The sequence below is a fragment of the Halomonas sp. SIMBA_159 genome (genome assembly GCF_046536035.1).
Classification (GTDB): Bacteria; Pseudomonadota; Gammaproteobacteria; order Pseudomonadales; family Halomonadaceae; genus Vreelandella; species Vreelandella venusta_A.
Genome location: NZ_JAWJBT010000011.1, coordinates 1 through 24,638, shown reverse-complemented (window position 1 = coordinate 24,638; position 24,638 = coordinate 1). Strand labels below are relative to the sequence as shown.

Genomic DNA, 24,638 nt, shown 5'->3' with positions numbered 1-24,638 from the left:
GGCGTTCATCATAATTCCGCTTCATCATTTCAGCGGATAACCGCGATTGACGGATATAGCCTATGCCTTCTTTGGTGATGCGCCTTGGTCGACACCCGTTTTGCCTGCCCTTATGGAGGGACGCATGAGCGAAACTGGTGCTACGGCAGGCCGTCAAAATAGCACGACACAAAGCGCCCCGCGCAGCGGAGCAGTAGAGAACGAACCCAATAACCCATCGGCCATGGCGCGCACTATGAAACAGCTGCGCGGCAACCCGCTGGTGGTTGTATTGGTAGCGGCGGCGGCCTCTATCGCCATTATTGCGGCGCTCTTTATGTGGGCCAGCAGCCCCGACTATCGGGTTCTCTATAGCAATTTAAGCGAAGCTGACGGTGGTCGAATCATCACCGAGCTAGACACCCGCGGCGTGCCCTACCAATTTGGCCAAGGTGGTCAAGCATTGCTGGTGCCTAGCGATCAGGTTCATACCCTGAGGCTTCAGCTTGCCGAACAGGGCCTTCCACAGGGGGGCAATCTTGGCCTTGAGCTTATGGAGACCCAGGCATTTGGTATCAGCCAGTTCGCTGAACAGGTCAATTTCCAGCGCGGCCTTGAGGGAGAACTTGCTCGCTCTATTGAGTCCTTAGGGCCCGTTGAAAGCGTGCGCGTTCACCTGTCTATGGCGAAACCGTCTGTCTTTATCCGTGACCGTGAACCAGCCAAAGCCTCTGTCGTACTGACCCTTTTACCAGGTCGCGTTCTTGGTGAAGGTCAAGTCAGTGCCATTGTGCATATGGTTTCCAGCAGCGTGCCAGAGCTTGCCATTGAGGATGTCACCGTTGTTGATCAAAATGGTCGACTGTTGACTGCTAATAGCGCCCAAGGAAGTGACCTAGACGGCACCCAGCTCGCCTATATCACTGAAGTAGAGCGCTCCTACCAGCAGCGCATTGAGAACATTCTTTCTCCAATCGTGGGCAATAGTAATGTGCGTGCGCAAGTGGCTGCACAGATAGACTTTTCGCGTCGCGAGCAAACATCAGAGCGCTATAGCCCCAATCAGGCACCCAATGAATCAGCGGTTCGTAGCCGCCAGCTTAGCCTCTCTTACGATGGAGAAGATCCGTTAGCCACCGGCATTCCTGGGGCGTTAAGCAATACGCCTCCCGGAGTTGCCCCCTCCCCCATCAACCAGCCAGAAGAAGGTGATGAGGAAACTGAACCAGGCGCTCTTACCAACTTGCGCCAAGAAGACGTGGTTAACTATGAAGTCGACCGCAGCATTGAACACATTCAACACCGGCTGGGGCAAGTGCAACGGCTATCTGCCGCGGTTGTCGTTAATTTCCGCAATGTGACGAATGAAGAAGGCGTGGTTGAGCAGGTAGCACTCAGCGCAGAAGAAATTGCTCAAATCGAACGTCTAGTACAGCAGGCCATGGGGTTCTCAGAGCTACGCGGCGACCAAGTAGAGGTTGTGAATACGCCCTTTGCTGGCGACGATGACACCCGCGCTGAGCCTGTCTGGTGGCAGCATCCTGACAATCTGGCCATGGCAGCTACTCTAGGCCGCTACTTGCTGGTTGCACTGGCAGCGCTGCTACTCTATTGGCTGATTTTACGCCCGCTCATTAAACGCTACACGCAGCCTCCCGTCATGGCGGCAGCGGCGCCTGGCGACATGCTGAACACCAGTGTGGGCGGTGAAGAGGACGAGCAGGAGGGTGAAGGTGGCGCCGATGACGATGATACCTACAGCAACAAGCCCAAGCGCCGTCGTAAAACGTCACTCTACGAACATAATCTTAACGACCTGCGAGAAATGGCCCAGGAAGATCCCCGCATGGTCGCCATGATCATTCGCAGCTGGATGAACGCCAATGACTAGCATTGCTGAAATGAGCGGCGCGCGTAAAAGCGCCATTCTCCTGCTGGCACTGGACGAAGACAGCGCCGCTGAAATCTTCAAGTTTCTCAGCGCCAGCGAAGTGCAAGAAATCAGTACCGAAATGGCACGGCTTCATCAGATCTCACATGAAGATATGAAGGCCGTCCTTGAAGCGTTCCACCGCGAAACGGAAGAGTTTGTGGCGCTGAACCTCAACTCTAGCGAGCATATTCGTTCGGTACTTACCAAAGCATTGGGCAGCGAACGCGCGACCAGCCTGATCGAAGATATTCTCGAAACGACGGGCGAGAACTCTGGTATCGATGCGCTCAACCTGATGGAAGCGTCGATGGTCTCCGAGCTGATTCGTGACGAGCACCCGCAGATTATTGCAACGATATTAGTCCACCTGGATCGCCATCAGGCAGCAGACATCCTCGAGTTCTTCGAAGAGAAGCTGCGTAATGATGTCGTCCTCCGGATTGCTACCTTTAGCGGCGTACAGCCCGCCGCTTTGCAGGAACTCACCGAAGTACTTACCAGCATGCTGGATGGCCAAAACCTCAAGCGCAGCAAAATGGGCGGCGTAAGAACAGCGGCGGAAATCCTTAACCTGATGAACTCTTCTCAAGAAGAAGTGGCCATCGAAACAGTTCGCTCTCACAGCGAAGATCTTGCCCAGAAGATTATCGACGAGATGTTCCTATTCGAGAACCTACTCGACCTGGACAACCGTGCGATTCAGATGGTGCTGCAGGAAGTGGAAACCAACTCGCTGGTGGTGGCGCTCAAGGGTGCCCAGGATGCGCTGGTGGACAAATTCCTTCGCAACATGTCTCAGCGTGCCGCCGATTTGGTACGCGAAGATATGGAAGCCCGCGGCCCCATTCGCGTTTCACAAGTGGAAACCGAACAGAAAGCGATCCTGCAAATTGTGCGCCGTTTAGCAGACTCCGGGGAAATCGTCCTAGCGGGCGGAGACGACGAGTATGTCTAACCCCGAGTTTGACCGCCACGGCGACTGGCGGCGCTGGCAAATGGATGAGCTGACGACGGCAAACAGTACCTTGCCGACAAACCGTGCTCCCGTGCCGACAGAGCATCAACGCAAAGTAGAAGCTGCTCGGCGTGCCGCGGAAGAGGCTCGCGCTCGCGAAGAGCAAGAACGACAAGAAATATACGAACGTATTCGTCAAGCTGCTGAAGAAGAGGGTTATCAAGCAGGCTTAGCACGAGGACATGAAGAGGGCTACGCCCAAGGGCTTAGCGAAGGTCGCGAACATGCCGCTCAAGAGTTGAATACTCAGATTCGCCAAAGCGTGACACCCCTCGCTGCGCTCGCCAAACAGTTCTCAGATGCACTTGAAAAAATAGACGAAACGATTGCTCACGATCTAGCAGAGCTCGCACTTGCCACGGGCAAACAATTAGCCGGCGATGCACTTGAAGCGCATCCCGAGCATATTTTAGCGGTTGTTCGAGAATTACTGCATACCGAGCCGCCGCTAGTAGGCAAGCAACGCCTATGGCTTAACCCTACTGACCACGAGCAGGTATCAGAGCACCTGGGGAGTGAGCTAGAAGCGGCTAACTGGACACTGCAACCCGATGATCAATTAGCCCGTGGTGGCTGCCGTTTAACCAGCGCCCAAGGCGAACTAGACGCTACCTTCGAAAGTCGCTGGCACAGCGTTCAGGCCCAGCTCCGCAAACGCCATAGCACGCCTTCCTCAGGTTAACGCCATGAACCACTTCAGTTGCCCACACCAGCACCGATGGCAAAAAGCCCTGCAGCGCACGACTCAGCGCGTTGGACGGCTGCCTTATTACCGCACCAGCGGTCGCGTGGTGCGGGCAACGGGTATGGTCATTGAGGTGGTTGGACTAAGAGTGGCCGTTGGCAGCGCCTGCCAAATTGAGCTTCCCGGAGCCGATGGCCGTTTAAACGAAAGCGATAAACATGCTGAAGCAGAAGTCGTCGGCTTCTCTGGTGACAAGCTTTACCTCATGCCGCTTGAGGAAATTTCCGGCCTGATGCCTGGCGCGCGTGTGACACCACTGGTCGATGGCAATGGCCATAGCGCTCGCCGCTTCCCGATAGGCGATGACCTGCTTGGCCGCGTACTGGATGGTAACGGCAATCCCTTGGATGATCGCGAAGGCGTAGAAGAAGCACCGCGCACAACGCTTCAGTCCCGCCCTCTCAATCCGCTGTCGCGGGCACCCATTGAGTCGCAAATCGATGTCGGCATTCGCGCCATCAATGCGCTACTGAGCGTCGGCCGAGGACAACGTATGGGGCTATTCGCTGGCTCTGGCGTTGGTAAATCCGTACTGCTCGGGATGATGGCCCGCTATACCCAGGCCGATGTGATTGTGGTGGGCTTGATTGGCGAGCGTGGCCGTGAGGTTCAGGACTTCATCGACAATATTTTGGGCCCTGAAGGGCGGCGACGCGCAGTGGTGGTCGCCGCGCCTGCCGACACTTCCCCGCTACAACGCTTACAAGGGGCTGCCTATGCAACGCGTATTGCTGAAGGCTTTCGCGATGCAGGGCGCAATGTGCTTCTGATCATGGACTCCTTAACGCGTTATGCCATGGCTCAGCGGGAAATCGCTCTCGCCATCGGCGAACCGCCTGCTACTAAAGGGTATCCACCCTCCGTCTTCGCCAAATTGCCTGGCTTGGTAGAACGGGCGGGTAACGCGGAACGAGGCGGCGGTTCAATTACTGCGTTTTACACTGTGTTGACGGAAGGCGATGACCAGCAAGACCCTATCGCTGACTCCGCCAGGGCTATTTTGGACGGTCATATCGTGCTGTCACGAACGCTGGCAGAAGCCGGGCACTACCCCGCCATCGATATAGAGGCTTCGATCAGCCGCGCGATGACCGCCATCGTCACGCCCGAACAACAGCAGAAAGCACGCACCTTTAAACAGATTTTTTCTCGCTATCAACGCAACCGTGACTTGATCAGCGTAGGAGCCTACAGCCCTGGGCATGACCCAAGGCTGGATGAAGCCGTCAATCGCTTTCCTGAACTGGAGCGATTCCTTCAACAAAATATTGATGAGTGTGCAACGCTTGAGGAGTCACGCCAGGCCCTGCACACGGTAGTGGGAGGCTAAATGAGTCATCAACAGCTCGACATGCTGACAGGTCTCGCCCGCGACGCTCGCGACCAAGCAGGAAAACTGCTGGCTCAAGAGCGCCAAACTCAGCAACAGACAGAAGCTCAGCTGCAGTCCCTCAACCGCTATCGTGTGGAGTATGCTGAGCGTTTGCAGCAAGCCATGCGTGATGGCATTGACCCCGCTACCATGTACAACTATCAACAGTTTTTAGCGTCACTGGATGCCGCCGTTAGCCGCGCAAGGCAAGCACTCGCCGCTCAGCAAAAACGCGTCCAACAAAGTCAGCAGCACTGGCAGCAAGAGCAGCGCAAACTCTCTTCTTACGATACACTGGCCTCGCGTCGGCTGTTAGAAGAGCATCGCCACCAGGCACGTCATGAACAAAAAGCCAGCGACGACATGGTCACTAACCGCCTTGCCCGCCAGCCGTCTGATAAACCACTTTAGCGTCGCGCTAGGAAACGTATCTATGAATATTCAATTGTTACTTTCTGCGAACCCAAATCAGGGTAGTGGCGCATCGGCCTCTCAGGCAACGGGCGCACAGGGTCTCTCGAATGGGTTGTTCCGACAGGCGATGCTGCAAGCTAATGAAGGGCCGCCACGTCTTCCTCAGGAACTCTCTTACAGCACAGCGCCGGTCACTCAGGAATCAGCCGCCCTGAACGAGTTCGCATCACTGCTGGAGTCACTAGGCATTGAGCTAAACCAAGAGGCACTTGAAGCGCTGTTCGCCCAGTTGCAAACCGCTGAACAGCCCTCTCTTGAACAGTTGGCTACGCTGCCAGGCGTGCCTGACGTCACCTCGGAGTCCTCACTTTCAGCGCTGGATGAAATTTCCAGCCGGCTCTCATTGGTCGCGGCGTTCAGTGAATTGACAGCCCAACCGACGTCTGCCACAGCAGAAATCACCTCGATTGCCGCCATCGCTGAGCAGTTAGCGATTAGCCAACAAGATGCCACCGCGCTAGTTGCTGCTTATCAGCAGCTAGCCAGCAGCACAGGGGCGACAGGATCTAATCAACGCCTTGAAACGCTTAACCAGCAGATAGCCTCGCTACTCGCAAGTCACTCTGCCACCAATGCTCCCGCTAATGGCCAGCCAGCGTCCGGCACGCTGACCACTGCGAACCTGCAAACCGTACACGTGAGTAGCGAAGCAATGGCGAGCGCTCTGGCGGTGAGCGGTGGCACTGGCGAAGCCGCTGCGCGGCTTAGCAGTGGTAGCGAACTAGCGTTCAATTTGCCAAGCGCTAGCGGTACATCTCAGCCTATTGCTGCCTCAACGGGTACATCACTGCCTTCTTCCATTGGCACCCCTGTGTCTCATCCCGCCTGGCCCTCACAGCTCGGACAGCAACTCATTCAGTTTGCCCAGAAAGGCGGTGAACAGCACATACAAATGAAGCTGCACCCAGCAGAGCTTGGCCCGCTGTCTATTTCGTTAAAGATGACAGAGCATGGGGCACAAGCACACTTCTTATCCGCGCATGCCCAAGTTCGCCAAGTGATTGAGCAAGCTATTCCCCAGCTTCGCGAAGCGCTGGCTGAGCAAGGTATTTCGTTGGGAGATACTTCTGTCGGTGAACAAAATACTTCTAACGAGCAGGCCTTTGCCCAGCAAAACACCACACCCGGCTCCATGGGAGACGATAGTGGAGTAGATAGCGAGGCAGGGATACCGATCACGGAAAGCGCGCCTGTTGCAATCGATGGCCGAGTAGACCTTTATGCTTAAGCCTCGCCCTGCGCGTGGTTATGATATTAATGATAGTCATTAGATTAACTAGCTAAACCAAAAGATAGGCTCTCCAAGGAAGCCTGTTCGTTTCTTCACCATCACTCGCGTTAGGCATAATGCTTGGCTAGCGTCATGCGTGAACTTCATGGGAACAACAATGGCAGAATCAAGCGGCGGATCTAAAAAACTGCTTTGGGTAATGATTATTCTCGTTTTGCTCTCTACGGCAGGAGCAGCAGCGGCCATCTACCTGGTACTTGACCAGCGCGATAGTAGCGTAGAGGGCGAGGCTCAACAGCAAACGATTGAGCATACGCCACCGGTGTTTACGCAGATTGAGCCCTTTACCGTTAACCTAGCGGATGATCGCTATGGTTCACGACTGCTTTACACAGGTATTACGCTGCGTGTTGGCAACGAGCAGAGCAAAGCGCTCATTGAAGAACACATGCCACAAGTTCGTAGCCGCCTGTTGATTTTGCTGTCAGGCAAGCAGGCAGATCAGTTGACCTCTACCGAAGGTAAAGAGACGCTCGCTCAAGAGATTATCAACCGTCTGAGCGTTCCTCTCACTGAAAATCAGCCCCCTTTAGAACTTCGGGAAGTGCTGTTTACCGAATTCATTGTGCAATAGCCTAGGGAACTGGAGCCGTTCATGTCGCAGGACGATCTACTGTCCCAGGAAGAAATTGACGCCTTATTAAAAGGCGTCAGTGGTGATGATGAGCCCTCCGCGGCGTCATCTCAAACAAAAGACGAGTCTCGTATTCGTCCCTATGACCCCTCGACGCAGCATCGGGTCATCCGGGAACGTTTGCACGCTCTTGATTTTATTAATGAACGTTTTGCACGCTACTTCCGTAATGGGCTATTTAACCTGATTCGACGTAGCTCGGACATCACCGTTGAGTCCGTGAGTTATCAGAGCTTTAGTAACTTTTCGCGTAATGTCCCCGTACCGACCAACCTAAATATTGTCTCCATGAAACCGCTACGCGGCTCCGCGCTCGTCGTGTTTCCGCCCAATTTGGTATTTATGGTGGTTGATAATTTGTTCGGTGGAGACGGACGCTTCGTCACCAAGTCAGATGGCCGCGAGTTCACCAATACCGAGCAGCGGATTATTCAGCGACTGCTCAATCTCGCCATTGATGCGTATCAGGAAGCGTGGAAAGTGGTGTACCCGCTTGAGGTGAATTTCTTACGCTCTGAGATACAGTCGAAGTTTGCCAACATCACTAACTCTCCCAATGAGATTGTGGTGAATACCAAGTTCAATATCGAAGTGGGCAACCTCACCAGTAGCTTTCAGATCTGCATGCCGTACGCCATGATCGAGCCACTGCGCGATTTGCTCGTCAACCCTATTAATGACAGCAACCATGACAGTGACGGCTCATGGTCACGCCGAATGGCCAGTGAGCTACGCCAATCCGAAGTGGAGCTAGTGGCAGAATTTGCGCAAATCCCCAGCCGTATTGCGCATGTGATGGGCCTGAAAAAAGGGGATGTTCTGCCCATGGATATCCCTAGCACTATCACCGCACGCGTTGACGGCGTCCCTGTCATGGAGTGTGAATATGGCAGCCAACGCCAGCAACGCGCATTACGCGTGCTGCGTATGATCGATCACGCTGCTATGAATAACGTATCGTCCAAGGACTTTATTAAAGGTTCAACGCGACAGAAAGCCAAGGAACCCAAAGCATGACTGACCCTAAAAAACCCGATCAAAATGTCTCTGATGACGATTGGGCGGAAGCCATGTCTGAACAAGAAGAGCCGTCGTCTGACGCAGATGCTGCCAGCGACGACGAGGATCCTTGGGCAGCTGCCATGGCCGAACAAGAGGCTGCCGAACAACCCGAGGCAGACGACGAACCGGCTAAGGAAGCGCCTCAAGCTAAGTCTGCTAGCGATGAAGTCTTTCGCCCTCTAAGTGCAGAGCAAAGTAACGCGCCTTCCCGTGATCTCGAAATGATTATGGATATTCCGGTCAAGCTGACCGTTGAATTAGGCCGTACAAAGCTCACAATCAAACAGCTGCTAGAGTTAGCGCAAGGCTCTGTCATTGAGCTGGAAGGGTTGGCAGGCGAACCAATGGATATTCTCATCAATGGCTATTTGATTGCCCAAGGGGAAGTCGTAGTAATCGAGGATAAATACGGCATTCGTATTACCGAGATTATTACGCCATCTGAGCGCATTCATAAATTAAATCGATGAGCGTTGCAACGTCCAGTGCGCAAGCCCCCCTAGATGCATTAGGTGGCGGCGAGGCATTAATTGGCATGGCAGCCATAGGCAAAACTGCTGCCGCACTTGCGTTGGTGATTGCGATTATTTTGCTGTGCACATCGCTGCTCAAACGCTGGCAGCAGCATCGTCATGATGACGGTGCGCGCTTACGCATTGTTGGCACCACCGCTGTCGGCACACGCGAACGTATTGTAGTGGTCGAAATTGAAGACACATGGCTTGTATTGGGCGTCAGCGGTGGCCGTATTAGTAAATTGCACGAGCGCCCGGCGCCTACTGATCGCACACCTACCCCCCTAAGCCCATCGACCCGCTTTTCTCAGCGTTTAGCCAGCGCACTGGCCAATAGCCGTGGTAAAAGCGACAACTCCTCTTCAGACTCTCAGCAATCATCATGACATACGCTCAGCATTTTGCCTGGCCCACCTCGCGTCAATGGTGGCTGATGAGTATTCTCATCGCCTGTTGCCTACTGGCCTTCCCTGCCGACGCCCAGCAGCTACCTGGATTAGTCTCTCAGCCAACGGAAGGCGGAGGTCAGCAGTGGTCTCTCTCATTACAGACACTGCTGTTCTTAAGCTCGCTGGCCTTCTTGCCCGCGATGCTACTCATGATGACCAGCTTTACTCGCATCATCATTGTGCTTAGTTTGCTCAGAACAGCGATGGGCACACAAGCAACCCCTCCTAACCAAGTGCTATTGGGTATTGCGCTTTTTTTAACGTTTTTTATTATGTCGCCCGTACTCAACCAGGTTTACGACACCGCCTGGGTGCCGTTGACCGACGAAGTGATTAACTTTGAAGAGTTTCTACTTCGTGCCCAACTGCCCTTCCGCGAATTTATGCTCGCGCAGACACGCGAACCGGACCTGGCACTCTTTGTGCGTTTAGCGGATATCGGACCGATGCAAGGTCCAGAAGATCTTCCCATGCGTGTCTTGTTGCCCTCTTTTGTGACCAGCGAACTCAAAACCGCTTTTCAAATTGGCTTTACTATCTTTATTCCCTTTTTAATTATTGATCTGGTGGTAGCAAGCGTCTTAATGGCTTTAGGAATGATGATGGTTCCGCCCATCACTATTTCACTGCCATTTAAGCTCATGCTCTTCGTCCTAGTAGATGGATGGCAACTGATTATTGGCTCGTTAGCAGAAAGTTTTTATATGCTTTAATGTCGCAAGGCGCGGCGAGGAGTATCTATCCATGACACCTGAAATGGTGATGAGTGTCGCTTATCAAGGTATGCGCGTGACGCTTTTTTTGGCGGCCCCCATATTGTTAGCCGCACTGTTTACCGGCTTAATCGTCAGCCTTTTTCAGGCCGCTACTCAAATTAACGAGATGACGCTAACGTTTATCCCCAAAATTTTAGCCGTCTTTGCCGTTTTAGTGCTGGCAGGCCCCTGGCTCATCGGCTTAATTACAGACTATACAACGCGACTATTCACCAATATTCCCGCGATGGTGATGTAGCCAGTGGTTGAGGTAACGTTTGCACAGCTCCAAGGGTGGCTGGTGGCTTTTTTTTGGCCCTTTGTACGTATCACGGCCTTTATGACAGCAACACCTTTATGGGGCCACTCCAGCATCCCTAATCAAGCAAAAGTGGCTCTGGCTGCTGTCATTGCTATCGTGATCGCGCCGGTTCTCCCTCCTATGCCCAATGTGCCGCTGATGTCATGGGCAGGGCTTGGCATTATTATTGAGCAAATGCTGATAGGCATCGCGATTGGATTAGTGATGCACATCGTATTTGCCGTTGTACAAGCCGCCGGTGAGTTTATCGGCCTGCAGATGGGCCTTGCTTTCGCAAGCTTCTTTGACCTCTCCAGTGGCACCAACATTATGGTGCTGTCCCGTATTCTCTATATGGTCACTCTGCTCATGTTTCTCGCCTTTAATGGCCACCTGATGGTCCTAGAGACGCTGGTCATGAGCTTTCAGACACTACCCATTGGCATTGGCACTCTGAATCCAAATGCTTTTGAACTATTGGCGCGCTATGCAGGCACCATCTTCGCGTCAGGCATGCTGCTTGCCCTGCCGCTGGTCGCTTCGCTACTCATTATTAGTCTGGCACTAGGGATTCTCAACCGCTCCGCACCGCAGCTCACCGTTTTTAATATCGGCTTTCCTGCCTCGCTAACCGTTGGGCTGGCACTGCTGATGGTCTTAATGAGTGATATTGGCAGTTTTCTACAGCAGTTATTTAGCCAAGGAATCGGCTTTACCCAGAGCCTCATCGAAACCATGGCCCCCCTAAACTAAAATGCCCCGGCACAATGGCCGGGGCATCCAAACATCAATACTGCGCGTTAAACCATTACATAAAGTCGAACAACGACATGCCTTTAATATCTACGAACGCTTTCTGAGCCGCTTGGAGGCCTACTTGGCGCAAGCTATATTCTGAAATAGCGTCGGCATAGTCTAGATCAACCAAGTCAGAGAGCGTTTGCTCGTAGTTGAGCATGCGGTTGCTGCCAACCGCATCGATCACGTCTAGCTCGTTGAGCCGGGCACCAGCGGAGGCACGTACGGTAAGGACGTTATCCAGCGAATTGTCTAAATCACGCATGGATGTGTTCAAAGTATTACGCAATGCAGCTTTTTGAGCAGTACTTTCCGCAGGCGTCTCTAATACACGGATGGCTGCTTCCATGGTACGAAACAGGTCAGCGGGACGCTGCTCGCTACCTGATTGAGCCACCAGAATTTCATCTCCCACCTCAGGAGTGCCTTTAAGTGACAGGCTCACTCCTCCGAAACTGAGCTGCTCACCAGCAACGTCGTAAGGCTGGTCTTCAAGACCTGCGACAGGCTGCCAAGTGCCAACATCGCTATCGAACTGCTCGACGCTGTAAGTGGGGTTTTCGTCACCGTCTTCAGCAAACAAAACACGGAAACTCTCTCCATAATCAGGGTCGTTAACATTAGTGACCTGTGGGCCACTGAAGGTAACGCTGCCTTCGTTGACGGCATCCGCTTCGGCAATATAACCGGCGCCACTAGGCACACCCTGAAAAATCGTTGCACCGCTTTCAGTTACGGGCATTAAACGAGAGGCATCAACACGTTGTAAGCGGGCATTGGTATCGCCGTTATACTCAATGTTTCCCATAGCTGACTTGACGAAGGGGGGTGCGTCATCTTTATAGCCGCCAAAAATATAGCGGCCGTTACCATCAGTGGCATTGGCTTGACCAATCATTGTTTCATAGACGCCCTTCAGCTCACTGGCGATGGATTCACGGTCAACATCGCTAAGCGTGTCACTAGAGGCCTGTATCAACAGCGTTTTAGCACTCGTCACCGCATCACTGATACTGTTTAAGATGCTCTCTGTTTGCGCTAAGGAGTTGCGGGCGGATACCCGCGAATCTTCATACTGCTGGGTAATGGCTTTGGATTGATCAACTCCCACTGCACGTGATGCTGCCTGCGGATCATCAGAGGGGTTAACCACACGACGACCGCTAGCAATTTGCTGACTGACTTTAAGAAAATCATTCTGCTGACGGTTAATAGAAGCCGTACTTTGCTCATACATAGTGACCGAACTGACACGCATCGCCTAAGCTCCTATTAATTCCGCAGATTCAAAATGGTATCCATAATCGTACCAGCTGTATCGATCACACGGGCATTGGCTTGATAGAACTGTTGGTAACGAATCAGGTTGGCCGCCTCTTCGTCAAGGTTAACCCCGGACTCAGACTGCTGTACGGCGCGTAGCTGATCTGTCAAACCTTGACGTGCATCTAAATTCACCTGGGTAATGTTGGTGCGGTTACCAACATCACTGACCAGGGCACCATACGCACCGCTTACGGATGCACTACCACCTACAATGTTTTTACTTTGCAGGTTTTGTAAAGCAAGCGCATTCCTGTTGTCACCAGCGCCAGCAGCAATCCAATCAGCAGGATCATCAGTAGGATTTATCGGTTGGCCTGCAGCGATTTTATCGGTATCAATCAGGTTCACTTGCATACCGTTTGCGGCGCGTCGTACCGGTTGCACCTCAAACTGATCACCGTTAATAGGCGTATTACTAAACGTCATGGCAATACCGCCAAAAGACAGCGTATTGTTGGCTGCATCCCAACCTGCTCCAATATCGACAGCGGCACCGCTATCATTACGAGATACTGTTGGCACGCCGCCATTAAAGCTGACGGTATAATCTGTTGCGCGCAGCTGCTCAATATTATCGGCATCAAACGTTATAGAGCTTATCGTGACAGCGCTATTGTCTTCGTAGCTATACGCTTGTGGGGTACGAGTATTAAAGAAGTCTTCGCCCTGCACACCATCCAAATCAACGCCCTGCTTATGCTGTTCGTTGAACGCCACTGATAGTGATACAGCAAGCTGACCAATTTGGTTTTGAGTTTTATCCAGTGTTTCAGAACGGAAGGTCATCAAACCACCTAGCGCACCCCCTTTCACCGTCGACTCATCTAGCTGTACGAGGTTACCGCCCCCATCGCGGTATCCCACTACCGTGCGCTGCGGATCATAATCGGCCTCCATAGGTTCAAGCTTAAATGAGCTAGTCCCTGTGACTAATGGCTGGCCATTAGGCAGGCTAATGTTATAGGTCTTGCCGTCTTGCACGTTAAGACGCAAATCCATTCGATCATTCAGCTCAGAGACCAAAAAATCACGCTGGTTGAGCAGGCTGTTAGGGGCTTCGCCGGTGCGTGCGCGAGCCAGGGCGATCTCTTTGTTGAGACCGGCAATCTGCTCTACCGTGTTATTAACCTGAGTGATCTCGTCTGTGATCTGGTTATTGATATTGCTCTGCATATCCTGCAGATAACCATCAAACGATCGGAACTGAGCGCTTAATGTATTCGCAGTGCCAAGAACACCTTGGCGTGCCGCTGGATCTGACGGAGAGCTTGCTAGATCTTCCAGTGAGGAGAAGAACGTCTGCATGAGCGGGGAAAGCCCTGCGTCACGATCGGCCAGCAGGTTATCAATCTGTGAGACCTGATTGTAGTAAGTCTCCAGTGCACTGGACTGCGTCTTAGCGTTATTGAGCTGGTTGGCCACATAGGTATTGAACTGGCGTTCGATATCATCAACGCGTACGCCTCCACCAACACGCCCTTCGCCCAGCTGCGTTAGCTCGCGATTATAGCTCGGTGTATAGACGTTACTAATATTGTTACTGGTCGTATTGAGGGCATTTTGCGCCGTATTGAGGCCGCTTAAGCCGATCGAAAACATGCTCATGGTTCAATTCCTTAGGCCGATTCTCTACTTATCGGCAGTGCACAGCAAAACTTAAGTGTGGCCTAACGAGAATCCGCCAACAGGCTGCTCGCAGTCGTTAGCGGGCCCATGGTGTTCATCACCGACACGAGTTTATCCGCATAGCGCGGGTCAGTTGCATAGCCACCTCGCTGCAATTCACGCGCGGCCTGCTCAGCGTTGGCTGCCTGTACGACCCCAGCGTAGCGCGGATTATTGCCTATCAAATTGGCATAGTCGGTAAAGGCGTGTTCAAAGGAGTCATACACACGGAACGTATCGACGACTTGCGTGCGGCGACCGTTCACATACTCGTGGGTCACGATATCAGTGGTTTTGCCTTGCCACTGGCTACCCGCTTTAATGCCAAATAAGTTGTAACTATTGTGACCTTGCTGGGTCGCTATTTCATGCTGCCCCCAGCCTGTCTCTAAGGCTGCCTGAGCCAGAATAAGCTCAGCAGGCACACCAGTGGCAGCACTGGCTGCCTGCGCAGGAGTGGCCAGTGTTTGCACGAAACGCTCGACATGATCATGTGAAGACGCTGCCGGACGCGGGGCTTCTGCCAACGCGGCGGGTGCGCTGCTCACTCCTTCCTGTTGGCGGATGGCGTCCAGCTCATCATAAAAACGGCCGCTGCCCGCACTAGCAGGCATCAAGGCGTTGCCAGGCTGTAGCGGATTATCCAGCACGCGCGGTGTACCACGGGGGATGCCTGCAATCAGTGTCTGAAGCTCTTGGTCAGGATTGCTGGCTTGACCAACCGCCCCTTGGCGCTGCAACTGTTCCACCAGCGCATCGGCTAGACCCACTCCACGGGAGGCCATGACTTGTGACCACTGCTGGTCGAGCATGGATTGATAAAAAGACGTATCGCGACTCTCCAACAGTCCTGATGTCGGCGTGGCATCCCGCATGCTTTTGACCATCATCTGGATAAAAAGAGCTTCGAATTGCTGCGCCGCACCTTGCACACCGGCTTCGGGATCAACACGCGCATTATGCTGCAGCCGTTGAAAGCCGTTCATATCCAGCGCAAACTGGCTGGTCATATCGCCCATGCTCATCAGATGATCTCCAGCTCAGCACGCAAAGAGCCTGACGCTCTCAACGCTTCTAGAATCGACATTAAATCCTGAGGTGTTGCTCCTAGCGCATTCAACGCATTCACTACGTCTGCCAAATCAGCCCCTTCGACGATTTGCAGGTAGGCTTCCTGCTGTTCGATATCGATATCTGCGTCCGGCACGACCACCGTTTCGCCTTGCCCTAAGGGGTTGGGCTGGCTCACGCCAAACTGGGTATCAATCATGATCGAGAGGTTTCCGTGAGCGACCGCCGCTCGGCGTAGCGTCACCGCGCTATTCATCACCACGGAACCCGTGCGTGCATTGAGCACCACCTTGGCAGGTGCCTCCATGGGAGTGACCTGAACGTTCTCGACGCGCGCCATAAAGTTGACACGCTCATTGGCATCCATGGGGCCGTCTAAGGCGATAACACGACCGTTGCGCGCATAGGCAACGGACTGCCCAAACTCACTGTTTATCGCCGTCACCATGCGTTGAACGGTGCCAAAATCAGCATCATTGAGCTGCAGCTCAATCACGCCACCGTTGCCACCCAAGTTTAGCGGCACTTCACGCTCCACGAGAGCGCCATTAGGGATACGTCCTGATGCTTGCTGGTTAATTTGTACGCTACTGCCACCTGCCTGTGCACCGGCGCCACCCACTAACATGTTGCCTTGAGCGATGGCGTAGGTATCACCGTCAGCACCTTTAAGCGGTGTCATTAATAGCGTGCCACCGCGCAGACTACTGGCATTGGCAATCGAGGAAACAACGATGTCTAAGCGTTGCCCAGGACGAGAAAACGGCGGTAGATCTGCCGTGACCATCACCGCAGCAACATTGCGCAACTGCAGGTTCGTGCCGGGCGGAACGGTGACGCCAAGCTGCGACAACATGTTGGTCAAACTCTGGCTAGTAAACGGGGCTTGAGTCGTTTGGTCACCACTTCCATCTAGCCCCACGACCAAGCCATAACCCACCAGTTGGTTATCACGCACGCCTGCAAAACCCGCCAGCTCACGCACTCGCTCCGCATGGGCAGGCAGTATCACCAAACAGAGAGTGATCAGAATTGCGAAGCGCGCGGCGACTTTAAGACGTTGATACGCTTTCCACTGTATAGCCATTTCACCAGGTCTCTGTTGTCGAGCTTGTTAACACGCCTAGAACGGCGACACATTCAGGAAAAAGCGCTGCAGCCAGCCCATATGCTGCGCTTCGTTAATATAGCCATCGCCCACGTACTCGATCCGTGCATCGGCCACTTGAGTGGAAGGCACGGTATTTTGCGCGGTGATCGTACGAGGATTCACGACGCCCGAAAAGCGAATGAACTCGGTGCCCTGGTTGATTGCGATCTGTTTCTCACCGCGCACCCGCAAGTTACCGTTATTCATTACTTCTAGTACGGAGACGGTAATCGTACCGGTAAACGTATTGTTCGCCTGAGAGCCGCCGCCACCCGCAAAGTCGCTGGCTCCCTCGATATCGAAACCGTACTCGGCCAGCGTATCAAGCACATCGGGGAGCTGAGCTAAGTCCAGACCCGCACTGCCGGAACGGTTGGCGTTGGATTGGGCATTCTTACTCGCGCTCACCTCTTCATCGAGCACGATGGTGAGAATATCGCCTATCGTACGAGGGCGACGATCTTCAAAGAGCGGCTGATAGCCCCGGCGTGCCTGATAGATGGAGCCGTTAGGCACCGGCGGTGGCCGATCAATGATGGTGATCTGCTCTTGCTCGCCGACCACCGAGGCTCGGGGTATTTGTGCGCACCCTGACGTCACCAGCAGAATCAGCGCTAAACCAGCCAGCACGCAGCGGTGTAACATAACGTTCAATTTCAACATAGCGCGACCTGTTAAGAGGCTCTGACGAACAGTGGCATTAGAGCTGGCTTAAACGCGCTAGCATTTCGTCGCTGGTAGAGACAGCTTTGCTATTAATCTCATAGGCCCGCTGCGTTTGGATCATATTGACCATCTCTTCAACCACATTAACGTTCGAGGTCTCGACGTACCCTTGGAACAGTCGCCCGGCACCGTTGTTACCCGGCGCATTTTGGTTTGGCGCACCAGAGGCACCGGTTTCCAAGTAAAGGTTGCCACCAACGCTTTCTAAGCCTGCCGGATTGATAAAGGATGCGACGTTAATCTGTCCAATATCGGCATCTTGAGCGATACCCGGTTGCCGAACGCTCACCGTACCGTCTTCACCGATCGAGACCGATAGCGCATTGGCTGGCACGAAGATCGCTGGCTCTAACGGATAGCCATTGGCGGTAACCATCTGGCCGTTTTCGTTTAGCTGAAAACTACCGTCACGGGTATAGCCAATCGTGCCGTCTGGCAACAGCACTTGGAAAAAACCTTCACCATTGATCGCGAGGTCGCGCGAGTTGCCCGTTTCTTCTAGGCCGCCTTGCGTGTGCAGACGCTCCGTAGCCACAGCACGCACCCCGGTACCGATCTGCATACCGGAAGGCAGACGGTCCTGAATGTTATTCTGCGCGCCCGGCTGACGCATATTCTGGTAGAGCAGGTCTTCAAAAACAGGACGCGAACGCTTAAAACCATTCGTGCTAACGTTCGCTAAGTTATTTGAAATAACATCTAATTTGGTTTGCTGAGACTCTAAACCAGTCTTGGCAGTCCACAGAGACTTAATCATATGTAGGTTCCCTTGGCTAAGTGGCTGCGATTAGCCCTGAATAGATAGAATGCTGTTGGCTCGTTGCGCATTTTCGTCAGCCGAACTGAGCATTTTCATTTGCATATCGTAACGACGCGCTACGTCAATCATCGATACCATGGCATCAACAGCGCTCACGTTACTGCCTTCCAGCGCTCCGCTGACCAAACGCGCATCTTCATCAGCCTGAAGTACGCCTGGCGCTCCGTCTTCACCCGCTGGCGCTCTAAATAACCCATCGTCTCCGCGCTCCAAACCTTGCTCATCTGGCGTGACGAGTTTTATCCGGCCAACATCTACCATGGCTGCGGGGCCTTCTCCCTGGGGAATGGCACTAATGGTGCCATCAGCACCAAAGGAAATCTGCGCCCCTTGCGGCACTGCAATTGGTCCTGCGTCTCCCATCACGGGGCGACCTACGCTGAGCAACACGCCGTCGCTATCAAGCTGCAAGTCCCCCCGACGAGTGTAGGTCTCTGTGCCATCTTCAGCTAACACCGCCATCCATGCATTTCCCTGCATAGCGACATCCAGCATACGCCCAGTACGCTCAATGGGGCCCTGTGAGAAATCGGTGCCCGGCGTTGTCGCAACGGCCGACACTCGGGTGGGCAGTGAGCCATCTCCTTGGACAGGAACTGAACGCACGGCGTGTAGCTGGGCGCGAAAGCCAGCGGTAGACACATTCGATAAGTTATTGCTGACTACCGACTGCTGATCCATCGAGTGTTTAGCGCCGCTCATGGCGGTGTATAGCATGCGATCCAAGACGTTTACTCCTTACCCGTTGGCCCACTCATTAGATATTAATGATGGTTTGCAGGAGCTCGTCCTGGGTACTGATGGTCTGTGAGTTTGCCTGGTACGCACGCTGAGCCACGATCATGTCGACCAGCTCACGGGCCATATCAACGTTGGATGTTTCAATCGCACTTGGCTGGATCAAACCGCGCAAGCCAGCCCCCGGCGCACCCAAGAGTTCTTGACCAGAGGTCCCTGTGGCTGCCCATAAATTGTCACCTTCAGGACGCAGGCCCTCAGGGTTACGGAAAGTCACCAGCGTTACTTGGCCAGCAGCACGAGACTCCTCATTTGAGTAGTTGCGCATGATAGTGCCATCTTCCTCAATGGTGATTCCAACGAGAGCGCCAGCCGTATAGCCGTCTTGAATCGTGTCATTGACCGTCGACTCACTAGCAAACTGGGTAGTCCCTTCAAAACTCAGCTCAATATCTAGTTCCGCCAAGGGGTTACCTGCACCAAATTCATTGTTATTGAAGATGGCATTGTTAGTATTCTCTGCCTGCAAAGTACCATTCTGAGTGAAGGTAAGGTTACCAAGCTCCACGTCATAGGTTCCTCCGTCAGCAGGGCCACCTGACATACGCCCATTCACATCCCATTGATTGGCTGCGGTCTTGGTAAAGTAAAGAGATAAGTTACGAGCATTACCTTGAGAATCAAAGACGGTGGCGTTGGTAGAGTAGTTATAGGTATTCGCGTTATCGGCATCAAACGCGGCAGCAATAACTGGCTGTCCAGAGTTCAAGTTCAGCGAAACGCCTAACTCTGCAGTGGCATTAGCAGGTAAGTCACCGGGAGGAATTTCCATAGGTACAACATTACCGCCCTCTTGTACGTTACCCTCAGCATCAGCAGGGTAACCCATAATCTGTGCGCCCTGCGCATTCACCAGGCGACCATCAGAGGTCATGGTTAACTGGCCGTTACGAGAATATCCAATCTCGCCATTCGGCTGCTGATAGCGAAAGAAGCCTTCACCCGCAATAGCTAAGTCCATGTTACGACTGGTGGATTCAATGTTGCCCTGACTGAAGTTCTGCAATACGGCGGATGTCCGCACACCCAAACCAACGCGTGAATTTGCAAATACATCCGCAAACTGGATATTGGAGCTTTTGAAACCAACGGTCTGCGAGTTAGCGATGTTGTTACCAACGACGCCGAGTTTTTGCTGCTGAGCGTTTAAGCCACTAAGTGCCTGTGTAAAACTCATGATGTTCCCCTGAAGAAAGTATCGACTAGCAAGTAATCAAAGAATTTGCTTAATTTGGTCGAGTGTCACTTGGCCATATATCGCACCGAGGTCCAGACGTACGTCACTGCCACCTGCTCCAGGCGAAACGCCTTGTACCAAGGCATAATTCAATGCGCGCGACTCCAGCAGCTCACCTTCGGCATTTGTGGCTTTGAAATTAACTCGATAAGCGCCTTCAGGAACGGCGTCGCCTCCGTTGGTCGTGCCACCCCAGCTAAACGACTCCACACCCGCCGCCACACTGCCCAGTTGATTGGTATAAACCACCTCACCGGACTGACTGGTAACTGTGACTTCTACCTGCTCAGCAGGGGAATCAAGCTCAATGCCAAACGGAGTGGCGTACGAACCATTTTCAGGATCGACGCTGACCATCACGTTATTGCCTGGCACCAGTACGGCTTTATCGATTAACCCAGCCGCCTGCAGCGTTTGCGCTGCGTCCATCTGCTGAGTAATGCCATTCAAGGTATCGTTCAGCTCCTCAATGCCGCTCACAGTATTAATTTGCGCGAGCTGAGAAGTCATCTCCGCGTTTTCCATCGGATTGAGCGGATCCTGGTTCTGTAGCTGAGTAATCAGCAATGTCATGAAGCTATCTCGCAGTTCGGCCGATTGGCGCGTTGATAGGCCGGACGTAGAACCATTACTGTTGATGCTATTAACGACACTCGTATCAATATTCATCGTTAGCCCTCACCGAGCGATAGCGTCTGGATCATCATTTGTTTGGTGGTATTGAAGACTTCTACGTTGGCTTGGTAAGAGCGTGACGCTGAAATCATATTGACCATTTCGTGAACCGGCTCAACGTTAGGCTTAGCAACATAGCCCTCTTCGTCAGCGGCAGGATGGTTCGGCATGTACTCCATGCGCAGCGGAGAGTCATCTTCGACTAGCTCGGTTACCCGCACACCTCCTACACCGTAGCGGTTGGCCTGAGCTTGGGTTTCAAACATGACATGCTTGGCACGATACGTTTCACCATCGGGTCCTGCCACGCTATCGGCATTCGCCATGTTGCTGGCCGTGACATTCATCCGCTGCGCCTGGGCGCTCATGGCAGAGCCGGCAATATCAAACGCTGAAAACATCGACATAGCTTATACTTCTCCTATTACTAGGTTATTCAGGCTGCATCGCATTTTTCAGGCCTTGAATACGACGGTTCATAATGGTGAGCGCGGCTTGGTAGCGCACCGCGTTGTCAGCGAACTGCGTCCGCTCCCGATCCATATCGACAGTATTACCGTCCAAGCTCGGCTGATCAGGAATCCGATACAGCAAATCTGCATTTCCCGCTCCACGCCAGGCAGGCCCTTCCCCCACCAAATGAAGGTCAGAGGTACGCGCTAACGTTAAGCCACCACCTTGCTGCTGAGCTTGGCCACCTTCTACGGCTTTTTTTAACTCGCTGGCAAAGTCGATATCCCGCGCTTTATAGTTGGGCGTATCTGCATTGGCAATATTGGCAGACAGCACTTGGTGTCGTTGCTGCCGCAAACCTAGCGCCTGTTGGTGAAAGTTAAAGGCAGATTCAAGCTGATCAATCATGCCGACCCTCGCTCGCTGAGAGGCAGAAATAAATCGGAAATTGTTGATGATGAATAATATGCTTGCTGCTTTCACCTTAAAGCATGGAACAGCTACCGTTTACACCAGCATTTCCCATGATGCGTAGAGTGCTTTTGCATTACACTGCCGTGCTGATGTTTATCATCTGTTCTTCTAAACTGAGCGATTTTTCCATGCGCCACTTGCTGCACGTTGCTGCACGCTGCTCAGCAGTTTTTCACTCCTTGCTAGTACTTTTATCTCTAGGCGCGGCTCAGCCGCTGTGGGCACAAACGACCGACCAGGCATTGGTCGATGCCGTTCAGCAATTTCTCTACCAAGAAACCCAGGCACTGGGCCAAGAGGTAGTCATCGAGATCTCTCCTCCTTCGCCACATTTGCCCGTTTGCTTACAACCTAGCCCCTTTTTACCCAATGCAAACCAAGCACCGATTGGACGCGTCTCTGTGGGAGTTCGCTGCGGCGAGGCCGGCCGTCAAACTCGATACCTGCAAGCCCAGGTGGATGTCATTGGTCGCTACATTGTGGCCAGTCAAGATATTGAACGCGGCACGCTTATAACGGCAGCGATGCTGACCCAGCGAGAAGGTAACTTAAGCGATTTATCTTCCCAAACACTGACGAATGAAGACGATGTGATTGGCAATGTTGCTCAACGACCCATTCGTAGCGGCAGCACCTTTCAGTCACATTTTTTGCAAGCGCCGAGTCTTGTTGAACGTGGTCAGCGCGTGACGGTCATAGCTGAAGGCGCGGGATTTCGTGTTTCCCGAGAAGGTGAAGCGCTGGAAGATGGCGCACAAGGAGAAACCATCCGGGTACGTTTTGGTTCTCGCGACATCATGAATGCGCGGGTAATTGACCGAGGCACATTAGTGGTGGATTTTTAGCCTGTCACCTAAAGTCTTTATGAATAAGGCCGATAATCAGTAATACAGCGCGCGGCGCCCCAACGTTGACGATGAGGCCAACAACGTGAAAATTGATAACCTGAATCCTCTGCTTCGCAGCAACCCAGCTCAGCAGCGGGATGACGCACAGAAAGTAGGTGGATCAAAACCATCTGAAACGGGAAATACCACCCGAGAAGCAACTCAACTTAGCCAATCCAGCATCGATAGCAGCCAAGATATCGATATGGCTAAGGTAGAAGAAATTCGCGAGGCTATTCGCGAAGGACGCCTTGAGGTACGTGCCGACCGTATTGCGGATGGCCTAATTGCCAACTTGAAAGACCTATAAATTCTATTATGAGCCTATCACGCCTACTTTCTAGCCAGCTACAGCGCCTTGAAGATTTAGTTGCTCTGCTCTCCAATGAGCAAGAGCAGCTGACGAAAGGTAGTATTGATGGCGATGCATTGACAACTATTGCCAGTAAAAAACAGGCGTTGTTAGAAGAGCTTGAACGCATGGAGGTTTTACGCCGTGGCGTGCAAGCCAAGCTCGGTTATCCCGAAGGGGCTCCTGGCGCAAAGCAGGCAGCCACTGACGCCGATTGCCTCTCTACTTGGGAAAGCTTATTAGAGAAAAGCGAGCGCGTTTCACGGATGAATGCACTAACGGGACAAATGCTCTCGCTACGCATGAAACATAACCAAGAGATGTTGGATTATATCCGGCAAATTGCTGAAAAAACGCTCTACAAACCCAACGGTCGTAATAGTGCCCAACCAGGCCGCATTAACGCTTCTGCTTAACAAGCAATTATAGACAAACACTATACAAAGAGCTTCAATGAGAACAGTTGCGTTCACCATTGGAGTTTTCTATGCTGCCCAATCTCCCAAAAGATTTTACAGCCGTCGTCATAGGCGCTCACGGCGGAATCGGTCATGCCGTGCTGCAAAGGCTGCTATCCGACTCCCAAACAGGGCATGTCATTGCGGTAAGCCGCTCCCCCATTACCTTCAAGCACCCGAAACTCGACGCAATAACGGCTGATATCACCACCCCCGCAGGGCGAAACTCGCTCAGTGAAACGCTAAATGGACGCCCTGTGCATTTACTCTTTAATGCAATAGGAGTGCTGCATGATACAACTCTAGGTGTACAGCCAGAAAAGCGTTTAGAGCAGCTCGATGAAGACGCTTTTGCTCAGGTGATGCATATCAATGCCGCAGCTCCAGCGCTACTACTCGCTACCCTCAAGCCCTCGCTACAGGGCAAACACCCCACTATTATTGCCAGCCTGTCTGCTCGCGTAGGATCGATCACGGATAACGGATATGGCGGTTGGTATAGCTATCGTGCCAGTAAAGCTGCTCATAACATGCTGATGAAAACGGCAGCTATTGAACTCACCCGGCTCAATAAGCAATCCATAGTGCTTTGCCTGCACCCTGGCACTACAGACACCGCTCTTTCCAAGCCTTTCCAAGCTCGCGTTCCCACCGAAAAACTATTCACCCCCGAGTTTGTTGCGCAACAGCTTCTGGAAGTAATTGCTAAACGTACACCCACCGAAACAGGAAGCTTCTGGGATTGGGCAGGCGAGCCGATACCCTGGTAAACGCCCAGCAAAAAGCCCCGAGCAGGCGGTGCACGGGGCTTTGGGGTCATGGTGCGCTTTTCTTGCGCGCAACAAAAAACCCAGCCTATTGGCTGGGTTTTTTGCGGTATAAGTGCCTGACGATGACCTACTCTCGCATGGGGAGACCCCACACTACCATCGGCGCTAAGCGGTTTCACTTCTGAGTTCGGCAAGGGATCAGGTGGTTCACGCGTGCTATGGTCGTCAGGCGTAACTTGTAATGCATATCATGCTGAGTGTTTTGTGATCGTCTCTTTCCAACAAGCCTCTTGGCTTGCGGCTGCGTATCCGGTTCTCTGAGTGCGTTCACACTCGATCGTTATCACTGCGACCAGACCCCTTGGGTGTTATAGGGTCAAGCCTCACGGGCCATTAGTACACGTTAGCTCAACGCCTTGCAGCGCTTCCACACCGTGCCTATCAACCAGCTGG

28 protein-coding genes and 2 rRNA genes are annotated in these 24,638 nt (G+C 53.0%); 17 read left to right on the top strand and 13 right to left on the bottom strand.

What is annotated here, in order from left to right; all coding sequences use genetic code 11:
- The first annotated feature begins 124 nt into the window (after nt 1-124).
- The 13 genes from fliF (at nt 125) to fliR (ending at nt 11,278) form a co-directional block, all read left to right on the top strand.
- The gene (gene fliF, locus R0J87_RS08570) at nt 125-1,870 is read left to right on the top strand and encodes a flagellar basal-body MS-ring/collar protein FliF (protein ID WP_498885580.1); all 1,746 of its coding nucleotides are present in this window, start codon (nt 125-127) and stop codon (nt 1,868-1,870) included.
- Nucleotides 1,863-2,867 carry a flagellar motor switch protein FliG gene (gene fliG, locus R0J87_RS08565; RefSeq protein ID WP_404344456.1) on the top strand — a complete coding sequence of 335 codons (1,005 nt, stop codon included), beginning with the start codon at nt 1,863-1,865 and terminating at the stop codon, nt 2,865-2,867. Before fliF ends, fliG begins: the two co-directional genes overlap by 8 nt.
- Entirely contained in the window at nt 2,860-3,609 is a 750-nt protein-coding gene (locus R0J87_RS08560) for a flagellar assembly protein FliH (RefSeq protein ID WP_498885577.1), read from the top strand. Before fliG ends, R0J87_RS08560 begins: the two co-directional genes overlap by 8 nt.
- 4 nt (nt 3,610-3,613) lie before the next feature.
- Nucleotides 3,614-5,002, top strand: coding sequence for a flagellar protein export ATPase FliI (fliI, locus tag R0J87_RS08555; protein WP_498885576.1), 1,389 nt, complete (start codon nt 3,614-3,616; stop codon nt 5,000-5,002).
- On the top strand, nt 5,003-5,455 hold the full coding sequence (gene fliJ / locus R0J87_RS08550; protein WP_498885575.1) for a flagellar export protein FliJ: 453 nt from the start codon (nt 5,003-5,005) through the stop codon (nt 5,453-5,455).
- 22 nt (nt 5,456-5,477) lie between these two features.
- Nucleotides 5,478-6,746: a flagellar hook-length control protein FliK gene (locus tag R0J87_RS08545; RefSeq protein WP_498885573.1), complete on the top strand. Its 1,269-nt coding sequence runs from the start codon at nt 5,478-5,480 to the stop codon at nt 6,744-6,746.
- A 160-nt stretch (nt 6,747-6,906) separates the two neighbouring features.
- Complete coding sequence (fliL, locus tag R0J87_RS08540) at nt 6,907-7,383, top strand: flagellar basal body-associated protein FliL (RefSeq protein ID WP_404344451.1); 477 nt, start codon at nt 6,907-6,909, stop codon at nt 7,381-7,383.
- A gap of 21 nt (nt 7,384-7,404) precedes the next feature.
- On the top strand, nt 7,405-8,460 hold the full coding sequence (gene fliM, locus R0J87_RS08535; RefSeq protein ID WP_498885572.1) for a flagellar motor switch protein FliM: 1,056 nt from the start codon (nt 7,405-7,407) through the stop codon (nt 8,458-8,460).
- The gene (gene fliN / locus R0J87_RS08530; RefSeq protein WP_498885570.1) at nt 8,457-8,975 is read left to right on the top strand and encodes a flagellar motor switch protein FliN; all 519 of its coding nucleotides are present in this window, start codon (nt 8,457-8,459) and stop codon (nt 8,973-8,975) included. The genes fliM and fliN overlap by 4 nt, the downstream gene beginning before the upstream one ends.
- Nucleotides 8,972-9,406: a flagellar biosynthetic protein FliO gene (gene fliO, locus R0J87_RS08525; RefSeq protein ID WP_404464738.1), complete on the top strand. Its 435-nt coding sequence runs from the start codon at nt 8,972-8,974 to the stop codon at nt 9,404-9,406. Before fliN ends, fliO begins: the two co-directional genes overlap by 4 nt.
- Before the next feature lie 47 nt (nt 9,407-9,453).
- Nucleotides 9,454-10,182 carry a flagellar type III secretion system pore protein FliP gene (fliP, locus tag R0J87_RS08520; RefSeq protein WP_498885688.1) on the top strand — a complete coding sequence of 243 codons (729 nt, stop codon included), beginning with the start codon at nt 9,454-9,456 and terminating at the stop codon, nt 10,180-10,182.
- A gap of 31 nt (nt 10,183-10,213) precedes the next feature.
- Nucleotides 10,214-10,483: a flagellar biosynthesis protein FliQ gene (fliQ, locus tag R0J87_RS08515; RefSeq protein WP_404344446.1), complete on the top strand. Its 270-nt coding sequence runs from the start codon at nt 10,214-10,216 to the stop codon at nt 10,481-10,483.
- A gap of 3 nt (nt 10,484-10,486) precedes the next feature.
- Complete coding sequence (gene fliR / locus R0J87_RS08510) at nt 10,487-11,278, top strand: flagellar biosynthetic protein FliR (RefSeq protein WP_498885569.1); 792 nt, start codon at nt 10,487-10,489, stop codon at nt 11,276-11,278.
- A 55-nt stretch (nt 11,279-11,333) separates the two neighbouring features.
- Here fliR and flgL read toward each other — a convergent pair whose 3' ends face one another.
- The 11 genes from flgL to flgB all read right to left on the bottom strand — a co-directional run bounded on the left by flgL (nt 11,334) and on the right by flgB (nt 21,652).
- The gene (gene flgL / locus R0J87_RS08505) at nt 11,334-12,581 is read right to left on the bottom strand and encodes a flagellar hook-associated protein FlgL (protein ID WP_498885568.1); all 1,248 of its coding nucleotides are present in this window, start codon (nt 12,579-12,581) and stop codon (nt 11,334-11,336) included.
- A 14-nt stretch (nt 12,582-12,595) separates the two neighbouring features.
- Complete coding sequence (gene flgK, locus R0J87_RS08500) at nt 12,596-14,254, bottom strand: flagellar hook-associated protein FlgK (protein WP_498885567.1); 1,659 nt, start codon at nt 14,252-14,254, stop codon at nt 12,596-12,598.
- A gap of 62 nt (nt 14,255-14,316) precedes the next feature.
- Nucleotides 14,317-15,339: a flagellar assembly peptidoglycan hydrolase FlgJ gene (flgJ, locus tag R0J87_RS08495; RefSeq protein ID WP_498885565.1), complete on the bottom strand. Its 1,023-nt coding sequence runs from the start codon at nt 15,337-15,339 to the stop codon at nt 14,317-14,319.
- Nucleotides 15,339-16,472 (bottom strand): flagellar basal body P-ring protein FlgI, encoded by a 1,134-nt coding sequence (locus tag R0J87_RS08490; RefSeq protein ID WP_404344441.1) that lies wholly within the window; start codon nt 16,470-16,472, stop codon nt 15,339-15,341. The genes flgJ and R0J87_RS08490 overlap by 1 nt, the downstream gene beginning before the upstream one ends.
- Nucleotides 16,473-16,508: 36 nt before the next feature.
- Nucleotides 16,509-17,198, bottom strand: coding sequence for a flagellar basal body L-ring protein FlgH (locus tag R0J87_RS08485; RefSeq protein ID WP_498885564.1), 690 nt, complete (start codon nt 17,196-17,198; stop codon nt 16,509-16,511).
- Between the two features lie 37 nt (nt 17,199-17,235).
- Entirely contained in the window at nt 17,236-18,018 is a 783-nt protein-coding gene (flgG, locus tag R0J87_RS08480; RefSeq protein ID WP_498885562.1) for a flagellar basal-body rod protein FlgG, read from the bottom strand.
- A gap of 30 nt (nt 18,019-18,048) precedes the next feature.
- On the bottom strand, nt 18,049-18,807 hold the full coding sequence (gene flgF / locus R0J87_RS08475) for a flagellar basal-body rod protein FlgF (protein ID WP_498885560.1): 759 nt from the start codon (nt 18,805-18,807) through the stop codon (nt 18,049-18,051).
- Nucleotides 18,808-18,838: 31 nt separating this feature from the next.
- A complete protein-coding gene (flgE, locus tag R0J87_RS08470; RefSeq protein WP_498885559.1) occupies nt 18,839-20,056 on the bottom strand; it encodes a flagellar hook protein FlgE in 1,218 nt (405 codons plus the stop codon).
- A 36-nt stretch (nt 20,057-20,092) separates the two neighbouring features.
- Entirely contained in the window at nt 20,093-20,785 is a 693-nt protein-coding gene (locus R0J87_RS08465) for a flagellar hook assembly protein FlgD (protein ID WP_404464719.1), read from the bottom strand.
- A 2-nt stretch (nt 20,786-20,787) separates the two neighbouring features.
- Nucleotides 20,788-21,198: a flagellar basal body rod protein FlgC gene (flgC, locus tag R0J87_RS08460; protein ID WP_404344435.1), complete on the bottom strand. Its 411-nt coding sequence runs from the start codon at nt 21,196-21,198 to the stop codon at nt 20,788-20,790.
- 25 nt (nt 21,199-21,223) lie between these two features.
- Nucleotides 21,224-21,652, bottom strand: coding sequence for a flagellar basal body rod protein FlgB (gene flgB, locus R0J87_RS08455; RefSeq protein ID WP_498885557.1), 429 nt, complete (start codon nt 21,650-21,652; stop codon nt 21,224-21,226).
- A gap of 116 nt (nt 21,653-21,768) precedes the next feature.
- Between flgB and flgA the strand changes: the two genes are divergently transcribed.
- From flgA to R0J87_RS08435, 4 genes are all read left to right on the top strand, one after another.
- Nucleotides 21,769-22,563, top strand: a complete 795-nt coding sequence (flgA, locus tag R0J87_RS08450) for a flagellar basal body P-ring formation chaperone FlgA (RefSeq protein ID WP_498885555.1) — start codon at nt 21,769-21,771, stop codon at nt 22,561-22,563.
- 85 nt (nt 22,564-22,648) lie between these two features.
- Nucleotides 22,649-22,915 carry a flagellar biosynthesis anti-sigma factor FlgM gene (flgM, locus tag R0J87_RS08445; protein WP_404344432.1) on the top strand — a complete coding sequence of 89 codons (267 nt, stop codon included), beginning with the start codon at nt 22,649-22,651 and terminating at the stop codon, nt 22,913-22,915.
- An 8-nt stretch (nt 22,916-22,923) separates the two neighbouring features.
- On the top strand, nt 22,924-23,373 hold the full coding sequence (locus tag R0J87_RS08440) for a flagella synthesis protein FlgN (protein ID WP_404344431.1): 450 nt from the start codon (nt 22,924-22,926) through the stop codon (nt 23,371-23,373).
- Nucleotides 23,374-23,444: 71 nt separating this feature from the next.
- On the top strand, nt 23,445-24,185 hold the full coding sequence (locus R0J87_RS08435) for an SDR family NAD(P)-dependent oxidoreductase (protein WP_498885553.1): 741 nt from the start codon (nt 23,445-23,447) through the stop codon (nt 24,183-24,185).
- 114 nt (nt 24,186-24,299) lie between these two features.
- Here R0J87_RS08435 and rrf read toward each other — a convergent pair.
- Nucleotides 24,300-24,415: ribosomal RNA gene (rrf, locus tag R0J87_RS08430) — 5S ribosomal RNA — on the bottom strand.
- Between the two features lie 142 nt (nt 24,416-24,557).
- A 23S ribosomal RNA gene (locus tag R0J87_RS08425) occupies nt 24,558-24,638 on the bottom strand; the annotation flags it as partial.